Raw genomic sequence first — 25082 nt, 5'->3', positions numbered from 1 at the left:
ACACGGCATTGCCGCAGTGGAGTGCTGCCGGACCGTTGCCGCAGCGTCCACAGTGGTCTGGCCGTTGATCGTCGCGGATCGCCTGGAAATCGCAGCAAAACCGTCAACCGTGGTGGAAGACGATCGGATGGAACGCGATCCCAGACCGCATGCGTGGTGTGTCAGTTCGCGTGCGGCTTTTTATCGTTCCGGAAACGGACGTATAAACATTGGTGATCGTATACGCTTGCTACGGGCGGTCAACAAGTTATTGACTGTCGTCTCCCCGAACCGGGAATCGGCCTCCGGGACGGGAATCGATCGACCGATCGCAGATCGAGCCCCGACGGAGTACGCAGCGTCCGCCTCGCTCACTTTTAAGTCGTCATCGGACCAATGACTCGAGTGGTATGGAACTCACCTGGCACGGCCACTCGACGTGGCACGTCACCGTTGGGGAAACGACGCTACTGATCGATCCGTTCTTCGACAACCCGAAGACGGGCCTCGAGCCGGCCGACATCGAGACGCCGGACTACGTGCTGTTGACGCACGGCCACGCGGATCACATCGCCCACGCCGGCGAGTTTTCGGACGCGACGTTGGTCGCCACGCCGGAACTGGTCTCCTACTGCGAGGAGGAGTTCGGCTTCGAGGACGCGGTCGGCGGGATGGGCATGAACATCGGCGGCACCGTCGAATGCGGCGACGCCTACGTCACGATGGTTCGCGCCGACCACACGAACGGGATCATGACCGAGAACGACACGAGCGGCGGGATGCCCGCTGGCTTCGTCGTTTCGGATACGAAGCCGACGCAGGTCAGCGACGAGGAGTCGACGGCGTTCTACGACGCCGGCGACACCAGCCTCATGACCGAGATGCGGGAGGTCGTCGGCCCGTACCTCGAGCCCGACGCCGCCGCGGTGCCGATCGGCGACCACTTCACGATGGGACCCTGGCAGGCCGCCGTCGCCGTCGACTGGCTCGACGTCGATCACGCCTTCCCGCAGCACTACGACACCTTCCCGCCGATCGAGCAGGATCCCGAGGACTTCGCCAGGGAAGTCAAAGCGACCGGCAGCGACGCCGAAGTCCACGCCCTCGAGGCAGACGAGCCGTTCGAACTCGAGCCCTGACGCGGCCGCCGCGACCAGTCACCGCTATTTTCTCGGCCGATCGCCGGTCTCGTCAGCCGGACGGATCGTCGCGCCCGCGAGAACAATATTTACAGCGCCGCCCGTGGACGGCTCGAGTGCCATGGCGAAACAGGTCACCACCGTCTCCGAGGAAGGGTACAGCGCGACGAACGAAATCCGCGACTTCGAGACCGCGATCGACGCCAACGGAGAGGAGGCGCCCGACACACTGGAGGCGCTGCTCGCCGCCTACGGCTCCTGTTACGTGCCGGCGCTGCGCGTCGGCGGCCAGCAGCGCGGGGCCGACGACCTCGGGCGGATCGAGATCGATATCAGCGGCGAACTCAACGACGACGATAAACTCGAGTCGGTCCAGTTCGACATCAGCGTGGCGGCCGACGTCGACGACGACACCGGCGAGGAGATCATCGAGCGCGCCTTCGAACTCTGCAAGGTCCACGACGCGCTGAAGGACAGCCTGCACGCCGACACGAGCTTCGAGGGGAGCGCGTTCTGAGATCGGTCGCGAATCCCGTGCTCCGCAGCACTCGCCGGACGCGTCCCGACGATCGCAGCCTGCGACGGCTGCTATCTCTCGAGACGATCGAGGACTGGGACGCCAACGCGACGAGGTCGTCTCGGACGACACCCTCCCACTCGAGACCCGCCGGCCATCGGTTCATGACGCTGGCGCACCAACGACGGGTGAGACGACATGCGTGAAACCCACACTGCGGTCCTCGACCGCATCGTCGACGGAGCGACGGCAGTGCTCCTGCTCGAGGACGACGAGACCGTCGTCGATGAACTCGCGATCGCCGTCGAGGAACTGCCCGACGACGGCCGGCACGAGGGAGCGGTCTTCGACGCGACCGTGGACCGGGACGCGGGGGAGTTGCTCGAGGCGACGTACCGCGAGGAGGTCGAACGGGACCGACGGGAAGCGACGCGGGAGCGATTCGATCGGCTCTCCGAGCGGTTATCTGACGAGGAGTGAGCGCGGCGGGGAAAAGGATAGGAAGCGGACGTGGGGAATCGAAAGGGGATACCGAACTGTGGGTGGTTCGGGGGGATGACTCGGCGCCACGATGCCATCCGAACGGACAGTGCCGTGACGCCACGTATCCGATTTCACGGACTGCGTCTTAGCCGTGATGCCAATGTGTATTGGTAATCTTTCCGAATATATTTTCAATGACATGAACGCCGTTCAAATCGCGTGATCCGAGACGTCGCTGCCGGCGAGTCAGCACAGTCGCGCGGCCGTTCGACTCGCGACCGTCGCCCGCACGACTGACCGCCTCCCAATCGCTTACTGCACTATCGGTCGCTCTCCGATCGCTCATCCCGCCACGGCCGTCGGACCCGATGGGTACCTTCAAGACGATTCTCGAGACAGGAACGGACATGCTACGATCGTTCGACGGGACGGAACCAGAGGTCGCCGACACCGCGTACGTCGACGAGGCCGCGGTCGTCATCGGCGACGTCGTCATCGAAGACGAGGCCAGCGTCTGGCCGAACGCCACCCTCCGCGGCGATCACGGGACGATCGTCGTCGGCGAGGGAGCCAACGTCCAGGATAACGCCGTCCTCCACGAGACGGCCGAACTCGAGCCCTACTCGACGGTCGGTCACAGCGCCATCGTTCACGACGCGACCGTCGCCGAGCGCGCGCTGGTCGGGATGAACGCGGTCGTCCTCGACGGTGCCCGCGTCGGCGAGGGGGCGGTCGTCGCCGCCGGCAGCGTCGTCACGGAGGACACCGAAATCCCGTCGTCGACGCTGGTCGCCGGTGCGCCCGCGGAACCGAAGACCGAGATCGACGATCCGGGGCTCGAGGCGACGGCCGACCGATACGTCGAACTCTCGAAAGAACACGCGGAAACGTCCCACCGTCTCGACTAACGGCCCGTCGGGACACCGAAAACGAGTCACAGCCAATCGTACAATCGTCGCGAGCCCAGGCGTTCATGGACGTTCAGTGACGTTCGATGACTACTCTATGGCGGCCTCACCGTCAGCGTTCGATCCGGAAACGACTTCCCGAACGTCGTCGACGCCGGCGCGCCGAACCACGGCCCGGACCGGATCCCGCGCGCCAGCGAGGTTGTCCGAATCCCCGTCGAGTACTAGCAGGCGAGCCTCTCGGCCGGGCTCGAGCAGGCCGTACTCGAGGTCCGCGATCTCGGCACCGTTACTCGTCGCCATCCGGAGGATTTCGGCGGCCGGCAGGTCGGAGAGCTTCGCGAGGAACTCCATCTCGCGGAACATCGACGGCGAGTTGAGCATCACGTTGTCCGTCCCGAGCGCGAGCGTCGTCCGCTCGTTCAGGTCCTCGTAGGGAGACAGCCCCACGTCGGTGACGAGGTTCGAGCGCGGGCAGACGACGATCGGAATCTCGCTGTCCGCGATCCGGTCCAGATGGACCGGCTTCGGGTGGACCATGTGGACCAGAAAGTCCGGATCGAGGTCCAGCGCCGGGTTGATATCGCTCTCGTCGACCTCGCCGGCGTGGATGCCGAAGGGTTTGCCCGCCTCCCGAGTCGCGGTTCGTTCCGTCTCGAACGACGCGTCGTTGGCCCCGCTCGCACCGAAGCCGTCGCCCGCGCGCATCGCGTCGACGGAGCCGCGCGCGAACGAGAGCGCGTCGATCTCGCGGCCGTCCGCGGCCGCCTCGAGCATCCGAACACCTTCGACGCCGCCCTCGCGAAAGTCCAGACAGGCTGCCGTGCCGGCCCGTTGCATGAACCCCAGCGACCGCTCCATCGCGCTCACGAGGTCGTCGCGGGAGGCCGCCCGGAGCAGCCGGTGTTTCAGCCCGTCCGGCGGGGCGACGAGTTCCTCGAGCGAGAGGCCGCCGCCGGCCTCCTTGGCGATCGAATCGCCGATGTGGGTATGGGCGTTGACGAACGCCGGGAGGACGATGTCGTCGCTCTCGACCGACGTTTCCTCGATGGCCTCGATGCGGCCGTCGTCATCGATGATCACCCGTCCCTCGACGGGGTCGAACTCGCGGCCGCGGAGAATCGTACCCGTTCGTTCCATACGGACCAGTTCGGGGCCAGCGCCTTCAACGGCAACGGTTCGGGGTGGGCCGTGGCCCGGAAAACGGGCGGTCTGCCGTCACCGCGTCCCGGCGCGCCCGCACGACGGGCCACGGGGACGAAGGACCTGCTGACGGGAGGCCGTCTCAGGCGGATTCGTCCTCGATCTCGAGGGGTTCGAACACCACGGCGATCAGGCCCGACAGGACGAACAGACAGAGCCCGACGACGACGGCGGAGATCGATCCGTCGACAGTACCGATTTCGAGGATCCCGCTCGCCCAGCCGACCAGCGCGACCGCGATCGCAGTCGAAACGACGAGCAGTGTCAGAAGCTGGACGATACATTCACTCATCGCGTCGTTCTCTCCGCCGAACGCGGATAAGCCGCGAGCCTGAATTGGCTACTTCGATCCGCCCACACGCTCGAGCGATTGGCAGCCACCGAAGCGGCCCCCTCAGTCGACGAACTGATCCAGCGTCGCGTCCATGCCGTCCCGGACCTCGCTGACCAGCGCGCCGTCGATGTCCAGCCCGAGCACCTCGACGGCGGCCCGACCGACTCGGTCGCGCAGTTCGGGCGGTGAGTAGACCCCGAGGCGCCACTGGGAGTACTGCGCCGCCCGCAGGGCCTCGACCAGCGGCGACTGCTGTCCCAGCCGTCGGATTTCGCCGTTGACCATCACGCGCGTCGTCGATTCCGTCATCGAGGGTCGACTCGGCACGTCGAGGATGACGTGAGCCGGATCGACGTCCGCCCGGTCACCGATCTCGCGTTCGAACTCTCGGATCGCCTCGTGGTCGGCTTCGATGATGCCTCCCGGAACGTCGTCGATCTCGGCCCACACCGCACGCTTGAACAGGTCGCGCTGATCCAGTCGACGGGAGAACTCGCCGGTCGCCTCGCACGAGCGCAGCGCGGCGATCAGGTCGTGATCGTCCATCCGCTGGAGCGTTCCGGCGTCGACGTCGGCCGCGGGCGTATCCAGCAGCCGTTCGCCGGCCCGCCGCAACATCGCCTTGCTGATCCGGGCGACGCTGTGACTGTAGACGGTCGGATTCATGAGCGCCCGGGCGACCAGCAGGCTCTCGGCGGTCTGGACGTTCCCCTCGTCGAGGACGAGTTCGCCGTCGGCGAACGTCAGCTCACGAACGAGACGGCCGTGATCGATCGTCCCGTAGGGGACCCCCGTGTGGTGGGCGTCTCGCACCAGGTAATCCATCCGATCGACGTCGAGCTCGCCCGAAACTACCTGACCGAACCGCCCCTCGCCGGCGACCAGGTCCGCTATCGTGGCCGGCTCGAGACCGTGCTCCCGTAACACCTCGCCGACTGCCCCATCCGCGAGCAGTTCGTGAACGTCGTCGTGGTATCGGCCGGTTCGCCGGTAGGTCAGCGACTCGAGGTTGTGGCTGAAAGGGCCGTGACCCACGTCGTGGAGCAGGGCCGCGGCGTGGACCTGCGCGGCTCGCTTCCCGTCGACGTTGAGCTGCTCGAGCGCTTCGCAAGCGAGGTGGTAGACGCCGAGACTGTGTTCGAAGCGGGTGTGGTTGGCCGAGGGATAGACCAGCGAGACGGTCCCGAGTTGACTGATGTTCCGGAGCCGCTGTACCGCGGGCGTATCGAGCAGGTCGCGTGCGACTCCGTCGACCTGGATGTGATCGTGGACGCTGTCCTTGATGACCTTCATTGGTCGCTATTGGGTCGGTTCGTACAAAAACGATCGTCCGGCCACAGGGGTCGAGTTGCGAATACCTGCTGAACTACTACCGGTGTGGCCCCGCTATCGTCTCGGGCACGATGACTGATCTGACCATTCCCCAGGACGCCGACGCGGCGCAGGCCAGAGCACTCGTTCGAGAGCACTTCGAGATCGGCGACGTCGTCGAGGTTCGCGACGCGGAGCGAACGGAGGATCACCAGATGGACACCACCGGCGAGGTAACGGGCTTCGAACCCGACTATCTCGAGATCGACGACCAACCGCTCGGCGAGGGCAGCGCCCGATACGAGGAGATTCAGACGGTCGCGAAAATCGAGTCGGAGTAGCACACCGGCGCTTCGTCCCAGACGGTCGCTGGACCGATCTCCCGCAGCGACCGCGGGACGGTTCGCTGTCGCTCCGGAACTGACTCGCAACAGTCCGTCACAGTGGGTCGGCCGACGGCTCTCGAGTCGGCTCCGATCGGTCGCGATAGCGGATCGACCGAGATGCAGCGCTCACTCGTTGACGAGCAGCAGCTTCCCGCTGAAGTCCCCGCTCTCACCGCGACGGTGGGCGGCGGCGGCCTCGTCGAAGGCGAACCGCTCGGCGATGTGTGGTTCGACGGCCCCGTCGTCGACGAGGGCCGCGATATCCGCGAGTTCCTCGCCGATGCGCTCCTGTCGATCGCCGAGTAGCACGGGCAGGATGACGAGCACGACGCCGAGTTCGAGCGAGTTCGCGTGCATGGGCGCGAGATCCAGTCCCTCGGCCGCGCTCGACTCGGTCGTCACGACGCTGCCGTAGGGCCGGACCGCCTCGAACGCCGTCTCGAGGTGCTCGTCCCCGACCGGATCGACGACGACGTCGAAGCCGGCTCCCCCGGCGTGCTCGTCGACGTACGTCTCGACGTCGGTCGTCGTGTAATCGACGGTCGCGTCGGCACCGAGCGCCGCGGCGAGGGCGCGCTTTTCCTCGCTCGAGCCCGTCGCGGTCACGGTCGCGCCGAACGCATCGGCCACCTGGACGGCGACGTGACCGACGCCGCCGCTGCCGCCGTAGACGAGCACGTTCTCGCCGCCGTCGACGCTCGCCTTGTCGGTGAGCAGTTCCCAGGCGGTGAGCGCGACGACCGGGAGGGCGGCGGCCTCCTCGAGCGGGATCGATTCGGGTGCGTGCGCGAAGGTTCCGGCGTGGCCGACGACGTAGTCGGCGAGCGAGCCCTGTCGGCCCGCGCCGCCGGGCATGCCGTACACCTCGTCTCCCTCCGCGAAGGTCTCGACGTTCTCGCCGACCGCGTCGACGACGCCCGAAACGTCGCAGTGGAGCGTCGCCGGGAGTTCGGGGGCGAAGTCGGGCAACGCACCCTGTCGGATCTTGTAATCGACGGGGTTGAGACTGGACGCTTCGACTTCGACGCGGATCTCGTCGGGTCCGGGTTCAGGGACCTCGAGGCTCGTCTCCGTGAACACGTCCGGGTCGCCGTACTCCTCGATCACGTGGGCGGTCATCTCCGAAGACATGGCGGTTCGGACTTCGGTCGCCCGTCGGGAATATCCGGCGCTTTCGACAGTCCGCGATCCGGTCGCCGGCGTTAGACGACGGTCACGCCGTCGACGACTCGAGGTCCGCCTTCAGTCCGTCGCGCAGCGACGCCGGGATTGCAGTCGGGCCGTCCTCGTCGACCGTGACGACCACCGTCGTGACGGTGGCGACCGCGCCGTCGTCGTCCCGGAGCTCGTATTCGAGGGTGACGCTCGTTTCACCGATGTCGGTCACGTCGACGGCGATGGTGATCGGTGCCAGCGTCGTGAGCGCGCGCTCGTACTCGACCTCGAGCGTGACGACCAGATGCTTGCCGCCGTCGGGCCCGTAGCCGTGACTTGCGAAGTAGCGGTCCCGCGCGAGGTCGGTGTACGCGACGAATTTCGAGTTGTTGACGTGTCCGCCCCGCCCGAGGTCGTCGGTCCTGACGTCGATCGTCGTCTCGTAGGCCGCCATGGCTAGCTCAAGGTGGAGTCACCCCGAATACATTGCGGAGTTCGGGTGCTCGACCTCCATCGAGGCGATGGGGCGACCGACGGCTGAGCGGCGTCTCACTCCGAGCCGATCATCCAGGGCGCGGTGGCGCGCGCCGTGGTGCGGTGAGTCGCTGACGAACCGCACCACGAGGTCGTGCGAGGGCGAGCGAGCGACGTACGGAGCGAGCGAGTCGGCTGGGGAGGACGTGGCTCCTCCCTGTGGCACGGTAGCAGGACACTTCGAGGTATCTAATCCCGTTTCAGTCGGTCGTTCGATAGAGACAGTTTACTGAGCAGGGTGTTCGGTCGTGTGTTCAATGAAAGACGTGCCCTGCTATCGTGGCAATAGGGAATTGCCACGCCCTCCCCAGCCGATTCGCTCTCTCACGGGTCGTTCCTCCCCGTTCGTTCGCTCATCCCTCGCACGAGATCGTCGACCGGCCTCTTGTTACTCGGTCGGTCAACAGCGCGCGCCACTGCACGTCGGCTGGCCGGTTGGGAGCAAGACGTTGCTTCCCTATACTGAGTACCAGGATACGGGACTCACTCGAAGCCGACCCACTCGCCCCGCTCGTCGCTCCGTTCGATCGCGTCGAGCACCTGCTGTGCGGCGAGTCCGTCCGCGAAGTTGGGTTCGAACTCGCGGCCGTCCGAGACGGCGCTGAGGAACTCGTAGTTCTCGTGAACGAAGGTGTGCTCCCAGCCCAGGACGTGACCCGGCGGCCACCAGTGATCGACGTAGGGGTCGTCCTCGTCCGTGACCAGAATCGTCTCGTAGCCGCGGTTGCCCTCGCGGAGCACCTCGAGTTCGTTCAGCCGCTCGAGCGAAAACCGGAGACTTCCCTTCGAGCCGTGGATCTCGATCGTGTGGTCGTTCTTGTGTCCCGCCGCGAACCGAGAGCCCTCGAGCGTGCCCATAGCACCGTTTTCGAACTCGAGTTGTGCGGAGTAGGCGTCGTCGACCGTAACCGGTCTCGTCTCACCAGATTTGCCCTCTACCGGTCGCTCGTCGACGAACGTCTGCAGGTGGCCGCTGAGCCGTTCGATATCTCCCGCGAGGTCGTCGTCACCGACCAGGAACCGAAGCAGATCGACCGTGTGTGCGCCGAGGTCGCCCAGCGCGCCCGACCCGGCCAGCTCCTCGTCGTTGCGCCACGACCACGGCTCCTCGGGATCGACCAGCCAGTCCTGCAGGTAGCGCCCGCGGACGTGGTGGATCTCCCCGAGTTCGCCCGCCTCGAGCAGTCCCTTCGCGTACCGAATCGCCGGCACGAACCGGTAGTTGAATGCACAGCCCGCGGGCACGTCGTCGCCCGCTTCGCGCGCCGTCTCGGCCATTACGTCCGCGTCCTCGAGCGTCGGCGCGAGCGGTTTCTCGCAGAAGACCGGCGTGCCGGCCTCGAGGGCGGCGACCGACGGTTCGCGGTGGACGTGGTTCGGCCCGAGGTTGTAGAAGACGTCCACCTGGTCGACAACGTCTCTCCAGTCCGTCGATATCGACTCGAAGCCGAGCCGTTCGGCGGCGTCCGACAGTGCCGACTCGTCGCGGCCGACGAGGACGCGCCGTTCGATCTCGGGCGCGTCCGGGAAGAACATCGGCAGCCGCGCCATCGCGTTCGCGTGCGCTTTACCCATGAATCGATAGCCGAGCACACCGACCTCGAGGGTCATAGACCGTCGTTCATCGGCCCGGTAGTTAGCGCTTTGGCGTGGTCGTCGCGAGGTCGCGATCGGATCGATCAATTCCGTGGTATACGATAGCGTTTCACGCCTGTGGCACCTCCGATGACGTACCGGGAACACCGATGACCGTCACGATCGATCTCGACGAAGCCGAGAGTATCCACCTAACTGATGCCTTCGAGCGACGGCCGCCCGATCGACTCGAATTCGCCATCGAGGGACGTCTCACCGTGACCGAGGCGCTGCTCGCCGAGTTCGAGGGTTCGACCCTAGATCCCGTCCGAATCGCGGTGTCGACCGACGACTCGGACCCCGTCGAAATCGACCTGACGGGACCCGCGACGCTCCACCTCGAGAACGCCGATGTCGGCATCGCGACTCCGGATTCGGACGACGTTCCTCCCAGTCTCGACGCGCTTCGCTCGGACGATAACGGATTCGGATCGGCCAAATCGCCTCCCGACGTGATCGCGTTTACCGTCGAGGGCGTGATTCGAGACGTGCCGACGGCGACGCTCGAGGCCATCGCGGACGACACCTCCGGGATCGAGTCAGTGACGTTCGCAGTCGGGGAGTCGGTCAGAAGCGACGGCGGCTCGGACGACGACGTGATCTTCGAGCTCGCGCTGTTCGGCTATGGCATCGTCGTTCGTCGCGACGGGACGATCGTCATCGGGAGTAACGGAACCCGCTCGAGTATCGATCGTCCCTGACGGTTGCGATCGAATCCGATCCGGACTGTGGCTGCCACACGATCGGTCTCGTTCTCTCGGCGCGGGCAGAAAGCGTAGCGCACCGGAGGAAAAAGGATCGAACCGAATCAGTCGTCGGCCGGTGTGGCCGCACCGAGATCGATGTCGACATTGCCCTCGTCGAGGTCCGCCTCGACGTTTCGGGCCGCCTCGACCATGTTCGCCATCTTCCCGTAGGCGACCTCGCGGGGCAGCAGCTTCACGCCACAGTCCGGCGAGACGACCAGCTGTTCCGGCGGGACGACCTCGAGGCCCTTCTTGATGTTCGCCTCGATCTGCTCGACGGACTCGACCTCGGCGACGTGGGCGTCGCAGACGCCGAGCGCGAGATCCTTGGAGAACTCGGGGTCCTTGAAGACGTCGAGCTGATCGTAGTCGCCGTTCGCGAGCTCGAGGTCGAACTCGTCGACCGGGAACTCGAGGATCTCGGGGTAGATGCGGGAGTAGTCGCCGTAACAGACGTGGAGACCGATTCGAACCTCTTCGGGAATGTCGGCGACGATGTGCTCTAAGGCCTCGCCGACGATGGCGTGATCGTCGGGCGTGGTCGCGAGCGCGGGCTCGTCGATCTGGATGTAGCGCGCGCCGGCGTCGACGAGCTTCTCGATCTCCTCGTTGACGAGGTCGGCGAGCTCGAGGGTGAGCTCGTCGTCGTCATCGTAGGCCTCGTTGAACGACCAGTTCGCGAGCGTGTAGGGGCCAGTGATCGGGACCTTGACCGGCCGGTCGCTGGCGGCCGCGGTGAACTCGTACTCGTCGACGAGCCAGGACTCGTCGTACTCGACCTCGCTGACGACGCTCGGCTTGTCGAAGTAGTTGTGCCCCCAGACCTTGACGGGGCCGTTGAACTCGTAGCCCTCGATCCGGTGGGCGAAGAACTCGACCATCTCGGTGCGGCGCATCTCGCCGTCGACGACGACATCGAGGCCGGCACGTTCGTGTTCGTCGGTGATGATCCGTGCGGCGTCGTCTTTCGCTTCCTGCCAGTTCTCCTCGTCGAAGTCGGCGTCGTCGTCCTCGTAGAGCTCCTTCGAGCGGTTGAGCCACTTGGGCTTGGGATAGCTGCCGACGACGGTCGTCAGCAGGAAGTGGTCGTGCTCGTGATCGGGCTGTCGGAACTGATCTTTGTTTTCGTTCGTCATGCTGCTTTCACCTCCGCGAGGTCCGCGGCTTCGGCGAGGGCTTCGAGTTTCTCCACGTACTTGCCGTAGGGCAAGTAGAACGTCTCGGTGTTCGTCGTCAGGTAGACCGTCTCGAACTCGGTGACGCCGAGTTGCCCCTCGACCCACTCGGTCCGCTCGCGGATCGCCTCGGGGTCCTCGACGAGGGTGTTCTGGCCGTCCGCGAGGCCGAGCGCGATGTCGTCGGGCGCGCCGTACTCCTGAATGTTGTAGAGGTTGTCGTCCTGATTCGCGACGAAGTCGAAGCCGACCGCGTCGATATCGGCATCGAGCAGGTGCGCGTAGACCTTCTCCTCGAGTGCGCCCCAGTAGGGCTGGACGACGACGTCGGCGTCGGTCGCGCTCGCGACACGATAGATCGCCTCGCTCGCGCGCTCGTCCTGCCCGTCCTCGGGTGCGTTCTCGACCAGCGAGGGCTCGAGCAGGAACAGCGTCTCATGGTCCGGGAAGGCGTCGACCTCTCCCTCGAGGAACTCGGCGATCGCACCGAGGAACGCCGCATCGTCGCCGTACTGTTCGTCGGTTGCGAGGTCGGCCAGCGAGTACGGGCCGGGGAGGACGGCCTGCAGGTCGTCGCCGTCAGTCAGTTCCGCGGTCGCCTCGAGTTCGGCTGCAATGTCGCCGGTGGGCTCGAGGTCGTCCTGCACGACCGGCTCTCGGTAGAAGTTGTTGTTGTCGTAGTAGCGGACGATCCCGCGGGTCTCGACTGCGTCCGCGACCGCCAGCGGGTGGGCGAGCATGTCGTCCCAGCGCAGTTGGCCTTCGACGATTCGGTCGAGTCCGGCCTCTTGCTGGACCTTGATCACTTCTTCACGGGCTTCCTCGTAGACCGCGGTGATTTCTTCACCCTCGTCGCCGCTGATGAGGTCGTGTTTTTGGTGCCCTTTAAGGCTCGAAAGGTCGTCTTTCGCCCAATCCGGGAGCGGATACAGCCCCGGCGTGGTCGAAACGTACTCAGTCATCGTACGCCCGGCTACGGTATACCGACGCTTAATATTTTCCATACGATCTAATACGCTACAGTAATTTCCCCGGGTTTCCACCGGTACCGTCGTTCGATTCAAGCCCCTTGTGAACGGGCGACACAGGACGTGAAGCACAGACGGAGGGCGAACTGGTTCGGGAGCCGACAGGCTCGAGGAATCGAGAGGGTCCCGGGGGTTACCGGATCAGTTCGAGGACGGTCAGCGTCTCGAAGGGGAACGACTCGTCGGCGACGGCGACGGCGCTAAAGCCGTGCTTGCCGGCTTCTTCGACCACCTCGTCGACCCCCGTCAGGCTGCTGACCAGCAGGGAGACGCTGCCGTCGGGCGCGAGCACTCGACCGACGTTCGCGAGGAACGGATCGATGACGGCCCGGCCGTCCTCACCGCCCGAGAGCGCGTGCTCCATCCAGTCGTCCCACACGTTTTCGGGATCGGTCGGCAGGTACGGCGGGTTGAAGACGACCGCGTCGAACGCACCGTCCCGAAACGGCGAGACGAGATCCGCTTGCACCGTCTCGACACCCTCTGCACGGGCCTGCCGCACGGCGTGGGGATTCAGATCCGACGCGATCACGCGAGCCCCCGTCCCGTCGGCGATCTCTCGGGCGACGTAACCCGAGCCCGTTCCCACCTCGAGCACGAGATCGCTCGCCTCGAGTCGCTCGCAGGCCGCCTCGGCCAACAGGTGCGAGTCCTCGGCGGGCTGGTAGACGTCCGGTTCCTGCGCGCGTCTGTCCTCGAGTCCCATCTATGTCTCCTCCGGTGTCGTCATCTCCTGTCCGCGCGCGTTGTCGTCAGCAGTCGCGTTCTCCGCGGCGGGCGTCGCCTCGCTCTCGTCGGCGATCCGGAAGCCGCCGGTTTCGGCGCGCCCCGAGAGTTCGCGCTGCGGGTACGGAATCTTGATGTCTTCGGCCTCGAACGCCCGCTTGATGGCGTCGATCGCGGCGGTCCGGGCCTTCCAGTAGCGTCTGGCGCTCGGCTTGTCGATCCAGAACCGGACGCCAAGCACGACTGCCGAGTCCCCGAAGGACTTCCCGACGACCTGGGGCGACGGTGCGGCGATCGCCTCGTCGACATCGTCGATCGCGTGTTCCGCGAGATCGGCGGCGCGTTCGACGTCGGTCTCGTAGTCGACCCCGACCTCGATCTCGAGTCGCAGGCGACCTCGCTTCGAGCGGTTCGTCACCGTACTCGAGGCGATAACGTCGTTCGGGATCATGATGTACTCACCGTCGAACGACCGGAGCTGGGTGTTGACGATCGAGATGTCGGTGACGATCCCCTCGTCGTCCTCGACTTCGACCCAGTCGCCGATCTCGAAGGGGCGGGCGAACATCAGGACGAACCCCGAAAGCACCGTCCCGAGGGTCTGGCGGGCGGCCATCCCGAGGACGATCCCGAGGAAGCCGGCCCCGACGAGCAGGCTGCCGAGGTCCTCGATCCAGATACCCAGCACGACCACGATCGAGACGGACCAGATGATCACCTGTGAGAGCCGGTGTGTCACCTTGCGCTGGTGGGCCGTCACTGCCGTCGACGAGTTGAAGACCTCCTCGATCAGCCGGGCGACGAACCGGGTGACGATGACCGTTATGACGAGCAAGAGAAACGAAAAGAGCGCGCGCGCCACGGCGTCGCTTCCGAGACCGAGATTGGAATAGAGCCGCTGAATCTCGTTCGTGCGGCCCCAGACACCAGTTGTGACGGCGATGCTCCCCAGGCAAGTGACGATGAGCAGTGACATCGAGACGATGTCCGCGTACAGCGGCCTTGCCCGCTCGGAGAGCCACATGTGGAGCCGTCGGTAGGAGAAGAGCACGGCGACCACGCTCCCGACCGCCGCGAGAGACACCGCGAGTTTGAGCTCGGTCGTCGGAACCGCCTCCGACAGCCAGTCGAGCTCCGTCAGTAGTTCGAACATGCGTTCGTCTCGCCGTCCTGTCGTCCGCGCAGCTTTGAGTATCCGTTGGTTGGGTCGTTCCGTTCGGTGGTTCGACGCGAGTCGAGGCTCTCTCGCCGCTCGAGCGCTTGCCAACCGAGATTAGTTGTCGGTGGGTTCGCCGACATCCCGTGCGAGCTGGGCCAGCGCCGCGAATTCAGCCGGTTCCATCGCGCCGGCCCGCTTCCGGAACACGCCCTCGTCCGCCGCATCGACGACCGCCTCCGGCTCCGAGAGCCCGGAGATGTGCCCCGTGTTCCGGATCGCGTTCCGGATCGTCTTCCGGCGCTGGGTGAACAGAGCCTTGACGAATCGCAGGAAAAACTCCTCGTCCTCGACCGCGTAATCGGGCTCTCGCGGGATCGCTCGAACCACCGCGCTCTGGACGGCCGGTGGCGGTGAAAACGCCTCTTTCGGGATCGACTCGACGAGTTCGATATCCGCGTAATGCTGGCTCGAGACCGAGAGCCGGCCGTACTCCGACGTGTCTGGCTCGGCGACCATCCGCTCGGCGAACTCCTGTTGGAACATCAAGACCAGCGGCTTCTTCTCCGGAAACAGTCGAAAGGCGATCTGGCTCGAGACGCCGTAGGGGAGGTTCGACACCGATGCAGTAAACTTGGGGAGGTCGATCTCGAGGGCGTCGCCCTCGATGACGGTCAGCTCGCCGGCGTCGATCTCCGCGGCGAACTCCTCGCGCAAGAACTGGGCGAGTTCGCGGTCCCGCTCGACGACCGTCACTTCGTCGCCGACCGCGAGCAACCGGTCGGTCAGCGCGCCCGTTCCGCCACCGATCTCGAGCAGGTGGCTCGTGTCGGCGTCGATCTCAGTGAGGTAAGTCGGCAGCCGGTCCAGCACCCGATCATCGACGAGGAAGTGCTGGTCGCGGTCCGGATCGCCGCGGACGCCCGCCCGGGCGATCAGTCCGTCTGGATCTCTCATTGCCGGCGCTTCGGCTGGGGTGCGTGTAAACGCACCGTCTCACACGTGCCCTTTTCGGTCTCGGGCTTCCTCGCGAAGTGGGGAACCGCTCTCTGCTCGCGGGCCGAAGGCTCGCCCGCACGGCTCGAGGAATTCACTGTTTCGCAGTACTACATACCCCCGTCAGCTTACTGGTTCTGTTCCTGTTCGCGCCGACCGACGAACGTCTGATATTTGAGATCGTCGTCGCGCAGTTCCTCGAGGATTCGGTCGACGAGAATCTCGTCCGGATCGTGCAGCCCGGACACCCGCTCGGACAACTCCTCGAAGCTCTCGAAGGGTTTTCGCTTTCGCTCGTCGAGGATACCGTTCCGCAGCTTCTTCCCGATCCCCGGCAGCAGATTCAGCTGGTGGAGCCGCAGCGTTATCGGCTGGGCGTCGTTGTAGAAATTGACGAACCGCTCTTCGTTCTCCTCGACGAGGTCGGCGACGACGTACTCGAGTTCCGATTGCGCGCCCGAGGAGAGGTCCTCGTACTCGACGCGGTGGGCCTCTGTGACGACGTCTCGCTCGGCGGGCGGCTCGATGACCACCTCGCTTCCGATGGTCAGTCGCTCGTCCTCGTCGAACGCGACCTGATAGAGCTGAAAATCGTCGATCCTGACGGCATAGCCTGCCGGTGACTTCGCGTACTGCGGTCGGCCGTCGTCAGAGAGCCCGTGTGCGAGGTAATCCAACACGACCGCGCGCCGAACGTCCGTCTCGTCGCCATCGGCTTCGCTCATTAGGTTCCGATACGGCGACGGCGTACTTAAAGAGTCGGCTCGCTCTCGAACGGTTAGACGGACGTCGGCAACGAGCTCGCCGATTCGCTCTCTCGAACGCCGTCGATCGTCTCGTGCGGACGACTGTCAGTCAGTTCCAGCGCATCCGCGATCGTTGTGCGGGTACGCCGGTACACAGTTACAGCAGCCCGTCTCAGGCGTACTTCGCGACGACGTTGAGAATCTCGTCGAGTTCGTCCCCCGACAGCGAGTAGCGCTGCTGTGCGTACACCGACCGAAGTTCGTCCCGGTCGTGGGGCAGGAGATTGGCGATCTTGTAGGCCGTCGCCTCGTCGACCTTCTCGAGTGCCCGCAGGTCGTCGACGAGGGCCTGGGCCTCCTCGGTCTCGAGGACAGCAAACCGGTTGGCGTGTTCGATCGCTCGCGCGAGCTCGTAGCGAAGCTCACGATCCTCGTCCATCGCACGTTCGGCTTCGATGTCGGCGAGCAGCTCCTTCGTCTCCGAGACCGTCAGGAACTCCTCGTCGACGATCTCTTTGAAGATCGTCATTCCTGATCAGATCCGGTTCTTTTCCTGGTTCTGTGCGCGCATGTGGGCTGCGGTGACGAGCAGCGTCTTCTCCTTGCTGCCGTCGACGATCTGGACCTTGAAGGCGCTGCCCTGTTTACCGATGACTTCACCGGTTCGACCGTCGAAGCGCGGGTGATAGCGACCGTCCGCAACGCTCGGGTCGATCTTCAGGTGGACTTTCTCCCCCTCTTCGTACTCCTGAATCGCGCGCTGTGGCGGCGACGTACCGCGGTCTCGAGGACTGTTCGCGAGCTTCTTCCGAGTTCCCTGACGAGGGCCATTAGATTTCGGCATAGTCGTACGAGCGCTTTGTCCGGTGACGGTTATAAAACACACGTATTACGCCCACCTTTTTTCTTCGAGTCCTCCCTCACTGCGTTCGGTCGAACCGCTCGAAAAAATCTGGACCAAAAAAGGCCGCGCTCGCTCCGCTCGCGCAGTATGACTCCTCTCAGTATGTCGTCGTGGTGGATCAGCGTTTCCCACCTTTCGGCGCATCGTCGGACGTGGAACCCCGAGAAAAACGGTTCTTGTCTCGCAAATCGCTCACGCGTGCAGGAAACTCATCGAGTAGAACAGCGAGCGCTCGTAGACGTCCGGCTCGATCGAAAAGCCGAGATGCGAGCCGATGTAGGCGTTGTTGAAGTGAGCGTACCGCGGCCCCTTCAGGATCCGTAGCGTCAGTCGGGGATCCATCTCCATTCGGACCCGTCGCCGGTCGGTTCGCGCCGGTACTCCGTCAACGATTTCGTGGCCGCTCCCGTCCGCGGTAAACCGCAGGTAGTGGTCGTCGACCAGCGAGAGGACGACTTCCGTCTCCGATTCGAACCCGATCCCGCGGCGCTTGGCGTCGAAGTTCTCGTAGGCCGCCGGGACGTACTCCCCGAACTCCTCGAGGGTCGGCATCGGATCCGACTCGTACGTAAACTCTCGGTCCGCGAGTTCGGTCTCGATGTACGCTCGGCGCTCCTCGGGATCGATCGGCGTGTAGGGGGATGACTGCTCGCCGGCGGCGACGTCGAACCACTCGCCGCTGTTGAGGAGGACGCACTCGGATCCGTCGTCGATCCGCTCCTCGCGCTCGAAGTAGTCGCGCGCCTGCGCCCGCGTCGACCGCGCCACATACTCGTTCAACTCCGCGAGATCACCCGCGAGCGTGTAGCTGCCGGCAAAAGGCATGTAGTAGTCCGGCTCGAGCAACTCGAGGAAGCCGACGGCGTTGTCGAGCGACTGGAGCCGGCGGGCCTCGCGCTCTTCGAGCAACGTTTCGTGGGAGTGATCGATCCGGCCCTGCGGATAGCCGCCGGCGAAGGTGTACTGGAGCATCGCCAGATCGATCTCGCCGTACTGCCGTTTCACGCGGCCAGCAGCGCGTTGAGACATCGGCCACCGACAGTCGTTCAGGTTGAGGACGGTGTGCTCGCCGTCGTCGAAGACGGCCATCGAGTCGATCTGCGTCGAACCGTCGACCCCCTGACTGCTGGCGTCTTCGGCCATCCACGGGCAGGCGAAGTGGTTACCACAGACCGTGGGATCACAGTCGTCGGACGCGAGCACATTCATGTGCAGGTCGCCGCCGAGGTGGATCCGCTCGCCGTGAGGGAGTTCGCGGACCTCGAACCCGGCGGCCTCGACGTTGTGTCTGAGGAAGTCCCAGTTGTAATCGTGGATCAGGACCGGGATATCCGAATCGAGCCGCTCGAGCGTTTCGCGATGACAGTGATCCGGATGGATGTGTGAGACGTAAATGTAGTCAATCTCGTCGAAGTCGTCGGGTTTGAACTCGACTGGCGGGTAGTGCGCCCAGGCACCGTAGAACGCGCCGTCGAGGATCCAGGGGTCACAGAGGACCGAGACGTCACCGGACTCGACGAGAACCGTTGATGACTTGATGTGTCGGACGCGCATACGGAACGGCATGACAACCGAGCACATATATCCTCCCGAGAATCACACGATGCGAGAACTGACTGTCAGCGGAGGCTAACAGTCGAGACGACTCGTGGGGTCTTCGTCCGATTCGCAGGTGCTGCGCCGACGAATGACGACGACAATGACAGTCGGCAGAATAACCCCGCTCGATCCCGTTGTGTCGGTATGGACGACGATGCAAACGACCGCGCCGACAGCGAGCAGTTTCAGATCGAGACCCGTTCGATCCACGCCGGCCAGGAGTCAGACGCGGAAACCGGCGCGCTGATGACGCCGATTCACGCCAACTCGACGTACGAGCAGGACGCGCCCGGGGAGCATCGCGGCTACGAGTACTCCCGTACCGGGAACCCGACCCGAACCGACCTCGAGGCGAACCTCGCGAGCCTCGAGGGTGCCGACTACGGCCGCGCCTTTGCCAGCGGGATGGCCTCGATCAACACCGTCCTGAACCTGCTCGAGGCCGGCAACCACGTCGTGACCGGCAACGACGTCTACGGTGGTACGCACCGCATCTTCACGCAGGTGTACGAGGACTACGACCTCGAGTTCTCGTTCGTCGATATGACCGACCTCGACGAGATCGAGGCGGCGTTTCGGGACGAGACGGAACTGCTGTGGCTCGAGACGCCGACGAACCCGCTCATGTCGATCGTCGATATCAAGGGGGCGGCCGAGATCGCCCACGCAAACGACGCGCTGTGTGCGATCGACAACACGTTCGCGACGCCGTACCTCCAGCGGCCGCTGGACCTCGGGGCCGATATCGTCTCGCACTCGCTCACGAAGTACCTCGGCGGTCACTCGGACGTCGTCGGCGGCGCGTTACTGACCGACGACGAGGAACTGGACGAGCGATTGGGCTTCTACCAGAACTCAGTCGGCGCGACGCCGGGTCCCTTCGACTCGTTCCTCGTCCTCCGGGGAACGAAGACGCTGCCCGTCCGGATGGACCGACACTGTGAAAACGCCCGTTCGATCGCGACGTGGCTCGACGACCATCCCGCCGTCGACCGGGTGTATTACCCCGGCCTCGAGTCCCATCCCGGTCACGAAATCGCCGCCGAACAGATGGACGACTTCGGCGGCATGCTGAGCTTCGAACTCGACGCGAGCCTCGAGGAAGCCAGTGCAGTCGTCTCGAACACCGAGGTGTTCACGCTCGCGGAGAGCCTCGGCGGCGTCGAGAGCCTGATCGAACAGCCCGCGCCGATGACGCACGCCGCGATTCCCCGCGAGGAACGCATCGCGGCCGGACTCTCTGACAGCCTGATCCGCGTCAGCGTCGGGATCGAACACGTCGACGACCTGATCGCTGATCTCGAGCAAGCGTTCGAGACGGCGCTCTCGTCGTAGCCCGGCGACTCGCAGTCGTCGGTGCCCGTCGTAGCCTGGCGACTCGCAGTCGTCGATCCCGATCGTCATCTGACAACCCGCAGTCGTCGGTGCCCGTCGTAGCCTGGCGACTCGCAGTCGTCGATCCCGATCGTCATCTGACAACCCGCAGTCGTCGGTCCCGATCGTCATCTGACGGCCTGTCTGCCCCTTCCGGTCACTTCTCGCCCTCGCTCGCGATGTGATAGCTCAGCACCGTCTCGAACCCCTCGAGGTACGCGCCGACATCGACGCTCTCGATCTCGGACTCGTAGCGACCAACCATCTCGTACTCGGCGTCCCACCGGTCCAGAAAGTACTCCTCGACGCCGGCGGCGGTAATCGCTTCGACGACCGGATCGACCGTCGCGTCCGTCGGGTTCCGTCGGACCGCCTGCACCTGTTGGGGCGAGATCATGTCGTTTTCCAGCGCGTGGACGACGACGCCGGAGCTACAGTCGCCCTCGGCGAGTTCGCGCTGCCACGTCGAGATCCAGTTGCCGATGCGGGCCATCCGCTGGGTCCGGTCGAGAACCTGCCGGAGGGACGAGAGTTCGCTCGAGTCGAACGACCGTGCGTTCGAGAGATCGATCCCGGCGAGGGGAAAGACCAGCATGTTGTGGACGTCGTACCGCCACAGTTCGCGTTCCGAGACGAGACCGGGATACCGGTTTACGAGGGACGAGTACTCGATCGCCTGAAGCGTCTGTTGGAGATCGAACTGCAACAGCTCCGCGAACTCCCTCGAACGGGGGCTCGCATCGTACAGCGCCGAAAACTCGTCCCAGACGTCCATCAGAAATCGAACGACTTCGCCGTCGACGTCACAGCGCTCCGGATCCGGCCGGCGGTGGTCGAACGGAATCGATGTCAGTTCGTCGAACGTGGCTCGGTCACCGTGTCGTTCGGCGACGTCGTCCGCGACGGTGACGAATATCGACGCGGTCAGTTTCGCGTTGCGCGCCTCGCGAGCGCGGGCATCGTCGAGACACGAGAGGCTGAACGTCGGAAAGAGGTGATAGAGCCATTGCCAGAGAAACCGGTCTCTGTCCCCGATGACGTCGTCGTACACGTCGAGAAGCGGGAGTACCGACTCGGGAAGGTCCTGTTCGCGAACGGTCGTAAGGGCATCGTCGTCGATATCAGCGGCGAAACGATGATCCGTATCTGCCATTAATTAGATTTCTAACTATATAGTAATAAAATCATCCATAGAAGTCAGTGAGTGGCGGCTGAAAATAACACCGAGGTGACGAGCGACGATCTCCTCCCGTTCGGCGTCGTCGACGGCGACCGAATCACCGACACCTATCGTGGTGGCACTGCAATGTCCCTCGTATGCAGAAGGACGCTGGTGTTCATGCGCTCCCGATCGCGGTCGAGTACGGAGGCAGAGAGATTACGGTGACTCCGACGGTCGTCGAGACCGAACGCGGACTCGTGTTGTGCGATGTCGGTCCCGACGGTGCCGTCGACGGTCTCAGGACCCACTTGCGATCGCTGGACTACGAACTCGCGGACGTCTGGCTCGTCGTCCTCACCCACCACGACGGAGATCACGTCGGTGGACTGGCGGAACTCCTCGAGCACGTCGATGCGGTCGTCACGACCCATCACGATGAAGCGCCGTACGTGTCGGGCGAGCGCGACCCGATCAAGGGCGACGGCGACCGCTATCCGCCCGTCGACGTCGATATCGAACTGGTCGACGGCGTCCGCATCCCGACGCTCTCGGGGCCGATGGAAATCGTCGCGACGCCCGGTCACGCGCCCGGCCACGTCTCGCTGTACTTCCCGACGGGGAACCTGCTCGTGGCCGGCGACGCGCTCGTCGCGGACAGTGGTGAGGGAACCGACGGTGACGAACCGCTCGCCGGCCCGAAACCACAGTTCACACCGGATATGGATCGTGCGATCGAGTCCGTCGGGGCGCTGGCGGCCCTCGAGATCGAACACACGCTGTGTTATCACGGCGGCTACGTCGATCAGGGGAACGTTCGGATCCGGGAGATCCACGAGCAGTTGCGAGAGTGAGCGCCGCGGCTCCGTTCCGTCCGATCGGCTGAAGCCGAACCGGTGGGCGACAGCGACTGGTCGTCAGTAGGGACTGCAGTCACAGTCTCACGGTGTCCGTCCGTAACGGGTTCTCGTCTCGGATCGTCCCGAGCCCGCATGGTACTGAAGCGGAATTCTCATCGGTATCGAGCACGAATTACGGCTAATGCGAATCGAACTCCGCGTCTGTCAGCACTGTCTCGACGGCGATCACGGCAACGAGCGCCGGACCGCCCTCCTCAACGACATGGTCGACTGCGCCGAACAGATCAAGACGCACAAGGAGGTAATCGACCTCGAGGCGGTCCACATCCGCAAAGTCAGGGACGACGAACAGGGGAAGCCGGCGGCGCTACCGGTCGTCTCGGCGACGATTCAGAACGATCAGGTCGTCCTGAACGACACGCAACTCGTCGCGGAAGGCCAGGACGGAAACATGCTGGTCTACACTAACCCCGACGACGTGCTGACCGTTCTCGCGGGGAACTTAGACGAGATCAGCAAGGCCGTCACCGAGGACGTGACCGTCGATCTCTCCTCGATCGGCGCGGAGATCGTTTCACAGGCCAACCTCGGTGCGAACAGGGAAGACCAACAGTAAGTACCAGACTCTCTTACAGCCACTGAACGTCGTTCCTCTCCGATCACTCGAGCGATGAGGCCGTAGAGACGCGTACGTAAGTCACACACCAGTGGCTCGCGAGAAATAGCGAAATGGCCGAAAACCGATCGGCGAGGCCGTTTATATCCGACCGACGTTCTCGACGCCGACACTTTCGACGCCGTCGACTTCGCTGAAGTTCTCCTCGACGGTTTCCGTCCCGCCTGCACCGTCGGGGACGATCACGGTCGGGTAGAGAGCGACGAGACCGAACGCGACTTCCTCGCGCTCGACGCCGTTGATCTTCGCACCCTCGGGGAGGGCGCTCTCGAGGCGCTCTTGGAGCGCGTCGAGATCGTTTTCGGGGCTGTCCGGCATGACCTTGATTTTGGCAGCGACTTTTCCCATGGGAGATCTTATGGGCCGGTGAATCCGCAGTCGGGGCACTCGTAGAGGTTGCTCTGCTTGCGACACTTGGCACAGCGGTAGATCTGCTGGCCGCAGTCGGGACACTTGAACGCGGCCGCGTTCGTGCCTGCGATGTTGAGTCCGCAGGAGACACAGGAACGCGTCTCTCTCTCGTCGGTCGTACTCATACCCCTTCCTTCCCGCCCGCCGTTTTTAACGATTGTCTTTCTCGAGTCCGGCGTCGTGAATCCGAGCCGCCGTCGATCCGAGCGTCGGACCGGTGACGGTCTACCGATGGTCGACGAGCGATCGGCCCCCTCGTCGCGCAGCGTTTTCCGATTCTGAAAACGCCCTGCGGGGTACTTATCGATCCGGCACGGAGTCGTGAGTGAGGTTCGGTGGCCCGACACGGATGCCGAACCTCTGCCTCTGACATCTCTGCTGGTCCCACGCTGACAGCGACTGCGCTCCGGAAACTCAACATTCAACACCGTTGCCGCACTTCTTTCGAGTGAATGCGCCTCGACGACTACATCGAGGATCTCGAGCCCGACGCGGAGGCCGAGCGCCGCCGCCTCGCCAAGGAGAAGTCCTACGCGATCACGGATCACCTCGAGGACTTCGAGCGGAAGTTCGACGACGCTCTGAGCGGCGACACTCTCGTCGGCTCGACCTCGCCGTCGATTTTCGTCGGGCGGTCCAACTATCCTGATATCCCCATCGGATTGCTCTCACCGGTCGGTAACGAAGACGATGCCGAGGAGTACGTCACCGACGGCGACTGGTATCAGCAGGGGTACGCTATCGACGACGTGCTCCAGCGCCGGACCGGGCTCCTGAACTCGAGCAAGCGCGCGAACGTCGACTCGCCGTCCATTGCGAGCCGGATGACGCCGAACGTGGACGACGTCTGGGACGGCTTCGTCGGCGTCCAACGCGAGGTCGCCATCGCCGACCGGCCGGTTGACCTCGAGATCGGGTTGGACAACAAACCGGACCTCGGCCTGGATACGGGAACTGACGTGGCGACGCCGCGGGGCCCCCGCGCCAACGCTCGAAACGCGGAATTGCAGGAAAATCCCTACGTTCCCCGGCCGGTCAAGAAGACGCTCGAGGACGACGACTGGCAGGCCGAGGGGGCGATGACCTACCTCTACCGGCGCGGCTTCGACGTCTACGACATCAATTCGATCCTCTCGGCGGGCGCGCTCGGTCAGACCAAGCAGCGCCGATTGGTCCCGACGCGGTGGTCGATCACGGCCGTCGATGACACCGTTGGAAAGTTCCTGCGCGGTCGAATCCGGAACGCGCCCAGCATCGACGGGGTGCAGGTCTGGGCCAACGAGTACGTCGGCAACCGCTACTGGGTCGTGCTCGCGCCCGGCACCTGGGAGTTCGAACTCGTCGAGATGAAGGCCCCGGGGAGCATCTGGAACCCCGATCCGGGCGACGACATCTGGCTCGCCAGCGCCTCCGAAGGATACGAGGGTCGCTCGAGCTACGTCGAGGAGACCGCGGGCGCCTATTACGCCGCCCGACTGGGCGTCCTCGAGTACCTCGAGTCGATCGGTCGGCAGGCGAAGTGTCTCGTCCTGCGGGAAGTCAGCGACGACTACTGGGCCCCGGTCGGCGTCTGGCAGGTCCGCGAGAGCGTCCGTAACGCCTTCGAGGGGCAGTACGGCGAGGCTGAGACCTTCCACGAGGCCGTTTCGGAGGTCGCCACCCGGTTGCCGGTTTCCGACGCGCGATTGCGGCGCAAATCCGAACTCGCGGCCGGATTGCAGTCGAATCTGAGCGCCTTCTCGAGCGTGGACTGATCCGCGAGCGCGCCTTTCAGTAGCCGAACCGGAAGCCAGTGGCACGCAGTCCCCTCCCCGTCCGAAAGTCGCGGCAAGCGGTAGGTTCGACCCGGCCGTTCGAGAACTGCCACCCTCTGGAGACCGTCTCGAGCATCTCCGCTCGAACGGGCAGAGATCTAATTGGTACTCGAACCTGAATATGACCA

At 64.6% G+C, this 25082-nt stretch carries 28 protein-coding genes; 10 read left to right on the top strand and 18 right to left on the bottom strand.

Going from position 1 to position 25082, the window contains the following annotated elements:
* Nucleotides 1-389: 389 nt before the first annotated feature.
* From CP556_RS15860 to CP556_RS15845, 4 genes are all read left to right on the top strand, one after another.
* Entirely contained in the window at nucleotides 390-1118 is a 729-nt protein-coding gene (locus CP556_RS15860) for a metal-dependent hydrolase (protein ID WP_098726493.1), read from the top strand.
* Nucleotides 1119-1239: 121 nt separating this feature from the next.
* Nucleotides 1240-1635, top strand: coding sequence for an OsmC family protein (locus tag CP556_RS15855; protein WP_098727435.1), 396 nt, complete (start codon nucleotides 1240-1242; stop codon nucleotides 1633-1635).
* A 198-nt stretch (nucleotides 1636-1833) separates the two neighbouring features.
* Nucleotides 1834-2115 carry a DUF3006 family protein gene (locus CP556_RS15850; protein WP_098726492.1) on the top strand — a complete coding sequence of 94 codons (282 nt, stop codon included), beginning with the start codon at nucleotides 1834-1836 and terminating at the stop codon, nucleotides 2113-2115.
* 371 nt (nucleotides 2116-2486) lie between these two features.
* Complete coding sequence (locus CP556_RS15845) at nucleotides 2487-3026, top strand: gamma carbonic anhydrase family protein (protein ID WP_255291481.1); 540 nt, start codon at nucleotides 2487-2489, stop codon at nucleotides 3024-3026.
* Nucleotides 3027-3116: 90 nt separating this feature from the next.
* Here the strand turns inward: CP556_RS15845 and CP556_RS15840 are convergent, their stop codons facing one another.
* The 3 genes from CP556_RS15840 to CP556_RS15830 form a co-directional block, all read right to left on the bottom strand.
* A complete protein-coding gene (locus CP556_RS15840; RefSeq protein ID WP_098726491.1) occupies nucleotides 3117-4166 on the bottom strand; it encodes an amidohydrolase family protein in 1050 nt (349 codons plus the stop codon).
* 145 nt (nucleotides 4167-4311) lie between these two features.
* Nucleotides 4312-4521, bottom strand: coding sequence for a hypothetical protein (locus CP556_RS15835; protein ID WP_098726490.1), 210 nt, complete (start codon nucleotides 4519-4521; stop codon nucleotides 4312-4314).
* Nucleotides 4522-4623: 102 nt separating this feature from the next.
* Nucleotides 4624-5856 (bottom strand): HD domain-containing protein, encoded by a 1233-nt coding sequence (locus tag CP556_RS15830; protein ID WP_098726489.1) that lies wholly within the window; start codon nucleotides 5854-5856, stop codon nucleotides 4624-4626.
* Nucleotides 5857-5966: 110 nt separating this feature from the next.
* On the opposite strand from CP556_RS15830, the gene CP556_RS15825 reads away from it, so the two are divergent.
* Nucleotides 5967-6215 carry a hypothetical protein gene (locus tag CP556_RS15825; protein WP_098726488.1) on the top strand — a complete coding sequence of 83 codons (249 nt, stop codon included), beginning with the start codon at nucleotides 5967-5969 and terminating at the stop codon, nucleotides 6213-6215.
* Between the two features lie 171 nt (nucleotides 6216-6386).
* On the opposite strand, the gene CP556_RS15820 is transcribed toward CP556_RS15825, so the two are convergent.
* The 3 genes from CP556_RS15820 to CP556_RS15810 all read right to left on the bottom strand — a co-directional run bounded on the left by CP556_RS15820 (nucleotide 6387) and on the right by CP556_RS15810 (nucleotide 9560).
* Nucleotides 6387-7391, bottom strand: a complete 1005-nt coding sequence (locus CP556_RS15820) for a zinc-binding dehydrogenase (protein ID WP_098726487.1) — start codon at nucleotides 7389-7391, stop codon at nucleotides 6387-6389.
* A gap of 82 nt (nucleotides 7392-7473) precedes the next feature.
* Nucleotides 7474-7869 carry an acyl-CoA thioesterase gene (locus CP556_RS15815; RefSeq protein WP_098726486.1) on the bottom strand — a complete coding sequence of 132 codons (396 nt, stop codon included), beginning with the start codon at nucleotides 7867-7869 and terminating at the stop codon, nucleotides 7474-7476.
* Between the two features lie 563 nt (nucleotides 7870-8432).
* The gene (locus CP556_RS15810) at nucleotides 8433-9560 is read right to left on the bottom strand and encodes a Gfo/Idh/MocA family protein (protein WP_098726485.1); all 1128 of its coding nucleotides are present in this window, start codon (nucleotides 9558-9560) and stop codon (nucleotides 8433-8435) included.
* Nucleotides 9561-9694: 134 nt separating this feature from the next.
* Here CP556_RS15810 and CP556_RS15805 point away from each other — a divergent pair, with 134 nt between their 5' ends.
* A complete protein-coding gene (locus tag CP556_RS15805; RefSeq protein WP_098726484.1) occupies nucleotides 9695-10285 on the top strand; it encodes a hypothetical protein in 591 nt (196 codons plus the stop codon).
* Between the two features lie 107 nt (nucleotides 10286-10392).
* Here the strand turns inward: CP556_RS15805 and CP556_RS15800 are convergent, their stop codons facing one another.
* The 9 genes from CP556_RS15800 to CP556_RS15760 form a co-directional block, all read right to left on the bottom strand.
* A complete protein-coding gene (locus CP556_RS15800; protein ID WP_098726483.1) occupies nucleotides 10393-11466 on the bottom strand; it encodes a methionine synthase in 1074 nt (357 codons plus the stop codon).
* On the bottom strand, nucleotides 11463-12467 hold the full coding sequence (locus tag CP556_RS15795) for a 5-methyltetrahydropteroyltriglutamate--homocysteine methyltransferase (protein ID WP_098726482.1): 1005 nt from the start codon (nucleotides 12465-12467) through the stop codon (nucleotides 11463-11465). The genes CP556_RS15800 and CP556_RS15795 overlap by 4 nt, the downstream gene beginning before the upstream one ends.
* 199 nt (nucleotides 12468-12666) lie before the next feature.
* Nucleotides 12667-13239, bottom strand: a complete 573-nt coding sequence (locus CP556_RS15790) for a HemK2/MTQ2 family protein methyltransferase (protein WP_098726481.1) — start codon at nucleotides 13237-13239, stop codon at nucleotides 12667-12669.
* On the bottom strand, nucleotides 13240-14412 hold the full coding sequence (locus CP556_RS15785) for a mechanosensitive ion channel family protein (protein ID WP_098726480.1): 1173 nt from the start codon (nucleotides 14410-14412) through the stop codon (nucleotides 13240-13242).
* Nucleotides 14413-14532: 120 nt separating this feature from the next.
* Nucleotides 14533-15372 (bottom strand): 16S ribosomal RNA methyltransferase A, encoded by an 840-nt coding sequence (locus CP556_RS15780; protein WP_098726479.1) that lies wholly within the window; start codon nucleotides 15370-15372, stop codon nucleotides 14533-14535.
* 167 nt (nucleotides 15373-15539) lie between these two features.
* On the bottom strand, nucleotides 15540-16136 hold the full coding sequence (locus tag CP556_RS15775; RefSeq protein ID WP_098726478.1) for a DUF655 domain-containing protein: 597 nt from the start codon (nucleotides 16134-16136) through the stop codon (nucleotides 15540-15542).
* Between the two features lie 193 nt (nucleotides 16137-16329).
* The gene (locus tag CP556_RS15770) at nucleotides 16330-16686 is read right to left on the bottom strand and encodes an RNA polymerase Rpb4 family protein (protein WP_098726477.1); all 357 of its coding nucleotides are present in this window, start codon (nucleotides 16684-16686) and stop codon (nucleotides 16330-16332) included.
* Between the two features lie 6 nt (nucleotides 16687-16692).
* Nucleotides 16693-17001: a 50S ribosomal protein L21e gene (locus CP556_RS15765; RefSeq protein ID WP_098726476.1), complete on the bottom strand. Its 309-nt coding sequence runs from the start codon at nucleotides 16999-17001 to the stop codon at nucleotides 16693-16695.
* Nucleotides 17002-17253: 252 nt separating this feature from the next.
* Nucleotides 17254-18615, bottom strand: a complete 1362-nt coding sequence (locus CP556_RS15760) for an MBL fold metallo-hydrolase (RefSeq protein WP_098727433.1) — start codon at nucleotides 18613-18615, stop codon at nucleotides 17254-17256.
* A gap of 189 nt (nucleotides 18616-18804) precedes the next feature.
* Here CP556_RS15760 and CP556_RS15755 point away from each other — a divergent pair, with 189 nt between their 5' ends.
* Nucleotides 18805-19995 carry a cystathionine gamma-synthase gene (locus CP556_RS15755; protein WP_098726475.1) on the top strand — a complete coding sequence of 397 codons (1191 nt, stop codon included), beginning with the start codon at nucleotides 18805-18807 and terminating at the stop codon, nucleotides 19993-19995.
* Between the two features lie 196 nt (nucleotides 19996-20191).
* Here CP556_RS15755 and CP556_RS15750 read toward each other — a convergent pair whose 3' ends face one another.
* Entirely contained in the window at nucleotides 20192-21187 is a 996-nt protein-coding gene (locus CP556_RS15750) for a terpene synthase family protein (protein WP_098726474.1), read from the bottom strand.
* A 164-nt stretch (nucleotides 21188-21351) separates the two neighbouring features.
* Between CP556_RS15750 and CP556_RS15745 the strand changes: the two genes are divergently transcribed.
* Together CP556_RS15745 and CP556_RS15740 are read left to right on the top strand one after the other, a co-directional pair.
* Nucleotides 21352-22047, top strand: a complete 696-nt coding sequence (locus CP556_RS15745) for an MBL fold metallo-hydrolase (protein ID WP_098726473.1) — start codon at nucleotides 21352-21354, stop codon at nucleotides 22045-22047.
* A 187-nt stretch (nucleotides 22048-22234) separates the two neighbouring features.
* A complete protein-coding gene (locus CP556_RS15740) occupies nucleotides 22235-22669 on the top strand; it encodes a hypothetical protein (RefSeq protein WP_098726472.1) in 435 nt (144 codons plus the stop codon).
* 141 nt (nucleotides 22670-22810) lie between these two features.
* On the opposite strand, the gene CP556_RS15735 is transcribed toward CP556_RS15740, so the two are convergent.
* Nucleotides 22811-23077, bottom strand: a complete 267-nt coding sequence (locus CP556_RS15735; protein ID WP_098726471.1) for an elongation factor 1-beta — start codon at nucleotides 23075-23077, stop codon at nucleotides 22811-22813.
* A gap of 8 nt (nucleotides 23078-23085) precedes the next feature.
* A complete protein-coding gene (locus tag CP556_RS15730) occupies nucleotides 23086-23265 on the bottom strand; it encodes an HVO_2753 family zinc finger protein (RefSeq protein WP_098726470.1) in 180 nt (59 codons plus the stop codon).
* Between the two features lie 327 nt (nucleotides 23266-23592).
* Here CP556_RS15730 and nreA point away from each other — a divergent pair, with 327 nt between their 5' ends.
* Nucleotides 23593-24894 (top strand): DNA repair protein NreA, encoded by a 1302-nt coding sequence (nreA, locus tag CP556_RS15725; protein ID WP_098726469.1) that lies wholly within the window; start codon nucleotides 23593-23595, stop codon nucleotides 24892-24894.
* Nucleotides 24895-25082 lie beyond the last annotated feature (188 nt).

The sequence above is a fragment of the Natrinema sp. CBA1119 genome (genome assembly GCF_002572525.1).
Classification (GTDB): Archaea; Halobacteriota; Halobacteria; order Halobacteriales; family Natrialbaceae; genus Natrinema.
Note: the sequence above shows the minus strand (reverse complement) of the source record. Positions and strands in the feature narration are given on the sequence as shown.

Bases quoted from the DNA above. Each gene is read 5' to 3' on its own strand.
- CP556_RS15745 (WP_098726473.1), top strand. From the start codon at position 21,352: ATGCAGAAGGACGCTGGTGTTCATGCGCTCCCGATCGCGGTCGAGTAC.
- CP556_RS15815 (WP_098726486.1), bottom strand. From the start codon at position 7,869: ATGGCGGCCTACGAGACGACGATCGACGTCAGGACCGACGACCTCGGG.
- CP556_RS15770 (WP_098726477.1), bottom strand. From the start codon at position 16,686: ATGACGATCTTCAAAGAGATCGTCGACGAGGAGTTCCTGACGGTCTCG.
- CP556_RS15740 (WP_098726472.1), top strand. From the start codon at position 22,235: ATGCGAATCGAACTCCGCGTCTGTCAGCACTGTCTCGACGGCGATCAC.
- CP556_RS15790 (WP_098726481.1), bottom strand. From the start codon at position 13,239: ATGGGACTCGAGGACAGACGCGCGCAGGAACCGGACGTCTACCAGCCC.
- CP556_RS15760 (WP_098727433.1), bottom strand. From the start codon at position 18,615: ATGCGCGTCCGACACATCAAGTCATCAACGGTTCTCGTCGAGTCCGGT.
- CP556_RS15785 (WP_098726480.1), bottom strand. From the start codon at position 14,412: ATGTTCGAACTACTGACGGAGCTCGACTGGCTGTCGGAGGCGGTTCCG.
- CP556_RS15800 (WP_098726483.1), bottom strand. From the start codon at position 11,466: ATGACGAACGAAAACAAAGATCAGTTCCGACAGCCCGATCACGAGCAC.
- CP556_RS15765 (WP_098726476.1), bottom strand. From the start codon at position 17,001: ATGCCGAAATCTAATGGCCCTCGTCAGGGAACTCGGAAGAAGCTCGCG.
- CP556_RS15855 (WP_098727435.1), top strand. From the start codon at position 1,240: ATGGCGAAACAGGTCACCACCGTCTCCGAGGAAGGGTACAGCGCGACG.
- CP556_RS15850 (WP_098726492.1), top strand. From the start codon at position 1,834: ATGCGTGAAACCCACACTGCGGTCCTCGACCGCATCGTCGACGGAGCG.
- CP556_RS15845 (WP_255291481.1), top strand. From the start codon at position 2,487: ATGGGTACCTTCAAGACGATTCTCGAGACAGGAACGGACATGCTACGA.
- CP556_RS15795 (WP_098726482.1), bottom strand. From the start codon at position 12,467: ATGACTGAGTACGTTTCGACCACGCCGGGGCTGTATCCGCTCCCGGAT.
- CP556_RS15840 (WP_098726491.1), bottom strand. From the start codon at position 4,166: ATGGAACGAACGGGTACGATTCTCCGCGGCCGCGAGTTCGACCCCGTC.
- nreA (WP_098726469.1), top strand. From the start codon at position 23,593: ATGCGCCTCGACGACTACATCGAGGATCTCGAGCCCGACGCGGAGGCC.
- CP556_RS15835 (WP_098726490.1), bottom strand. From the start codon at position 4,521: ATGAGTGAATGTATCGTCCAGCTTCTGACACTGCTCGTCGTTTCGACT.
- CP556_RS15830 (WP_098726489.1), bottom strand. From the start codon at position 5,856: ATGAAGGTCATCAAGGACAGCGTCCACGATCACATCCAGGTCGACGGA.
- CP556_RS15780 (WP_098726479.1), bottom strand. From the start codon at position 15,372: ATGAGAGATCCAGACGGACTGATCGCCCGGGCGGGCGTCCGCGGCGAT.
- CP556_RS15860 (WP_098726493.1), top strand. From the start codon at position 390: ATGGAACTCACCTGGCACGGCCACTCGACGTGGCACGTCACCGTTGGG.
- CP556_RS15810 (WP_098726485.1), bottom strand. From the start codon at position 9,560: ATGACCCTCGAGGTCGGTGTGCTCGGCTATCGATTCATGGGTAAAGCG.
- CP556_RS15820 (WP_098726487.1), bottom strand. From the start codon at position 7,391: ATGTCTTCGGAGATGACCGCCCACGTGATCGAGGAGTACGGCGACCCG.
- CP556_RS15735 (WP_098726471.1), bottom strand. From the start codon at position 23,077: ATGGGAAAAGTCGCTGCCAAAATCAAGGTCATGCCGGACAGCCCCGAA.
- CP556_RS15825 (WP_098726488.1), top strand. From the start codon at position 5,967: ATGACTGATCTGACCATTCCCCAGGACGCCGACGCGGCGCAGGCCAGA.
- CP556_RS15730 (WP_098726470.1), bottom strand. From the start codon at position 23,265: ATGAGTACGACCGACGAGAGAGAGACGCGTTCCTGTGTCTCCTGCGGA.
- CP556_RS15805 (WP_098726484.1), top strand. From the start codon at position 9,695: ATGACCGTCACGATCGATCTCGACGAAGCCGAGAGTATCCACCTAACT.
- CP556_RS15775 (WP_098726478.1), bottom strand. From the start codon at position 16,136: ATGAGCGAAGCCGATGGCGACGAGACGGACGTTCGGCGCGCGGTCGTG.
- CP556_RS15750 (WP_098726474.1), bottom strand. From the start codon at position 21,187: ATGGCAGATACGGATCATCGTTTCGCCGCTGATATCGACGACGATGCC.
- CP556_RS15755 (WP_098726475.1), top strand. From the start codon at position 18,805: ATGGACGACGATGCAAACGACCGCGCCGACAGCGAGCAGTTTCAGATC.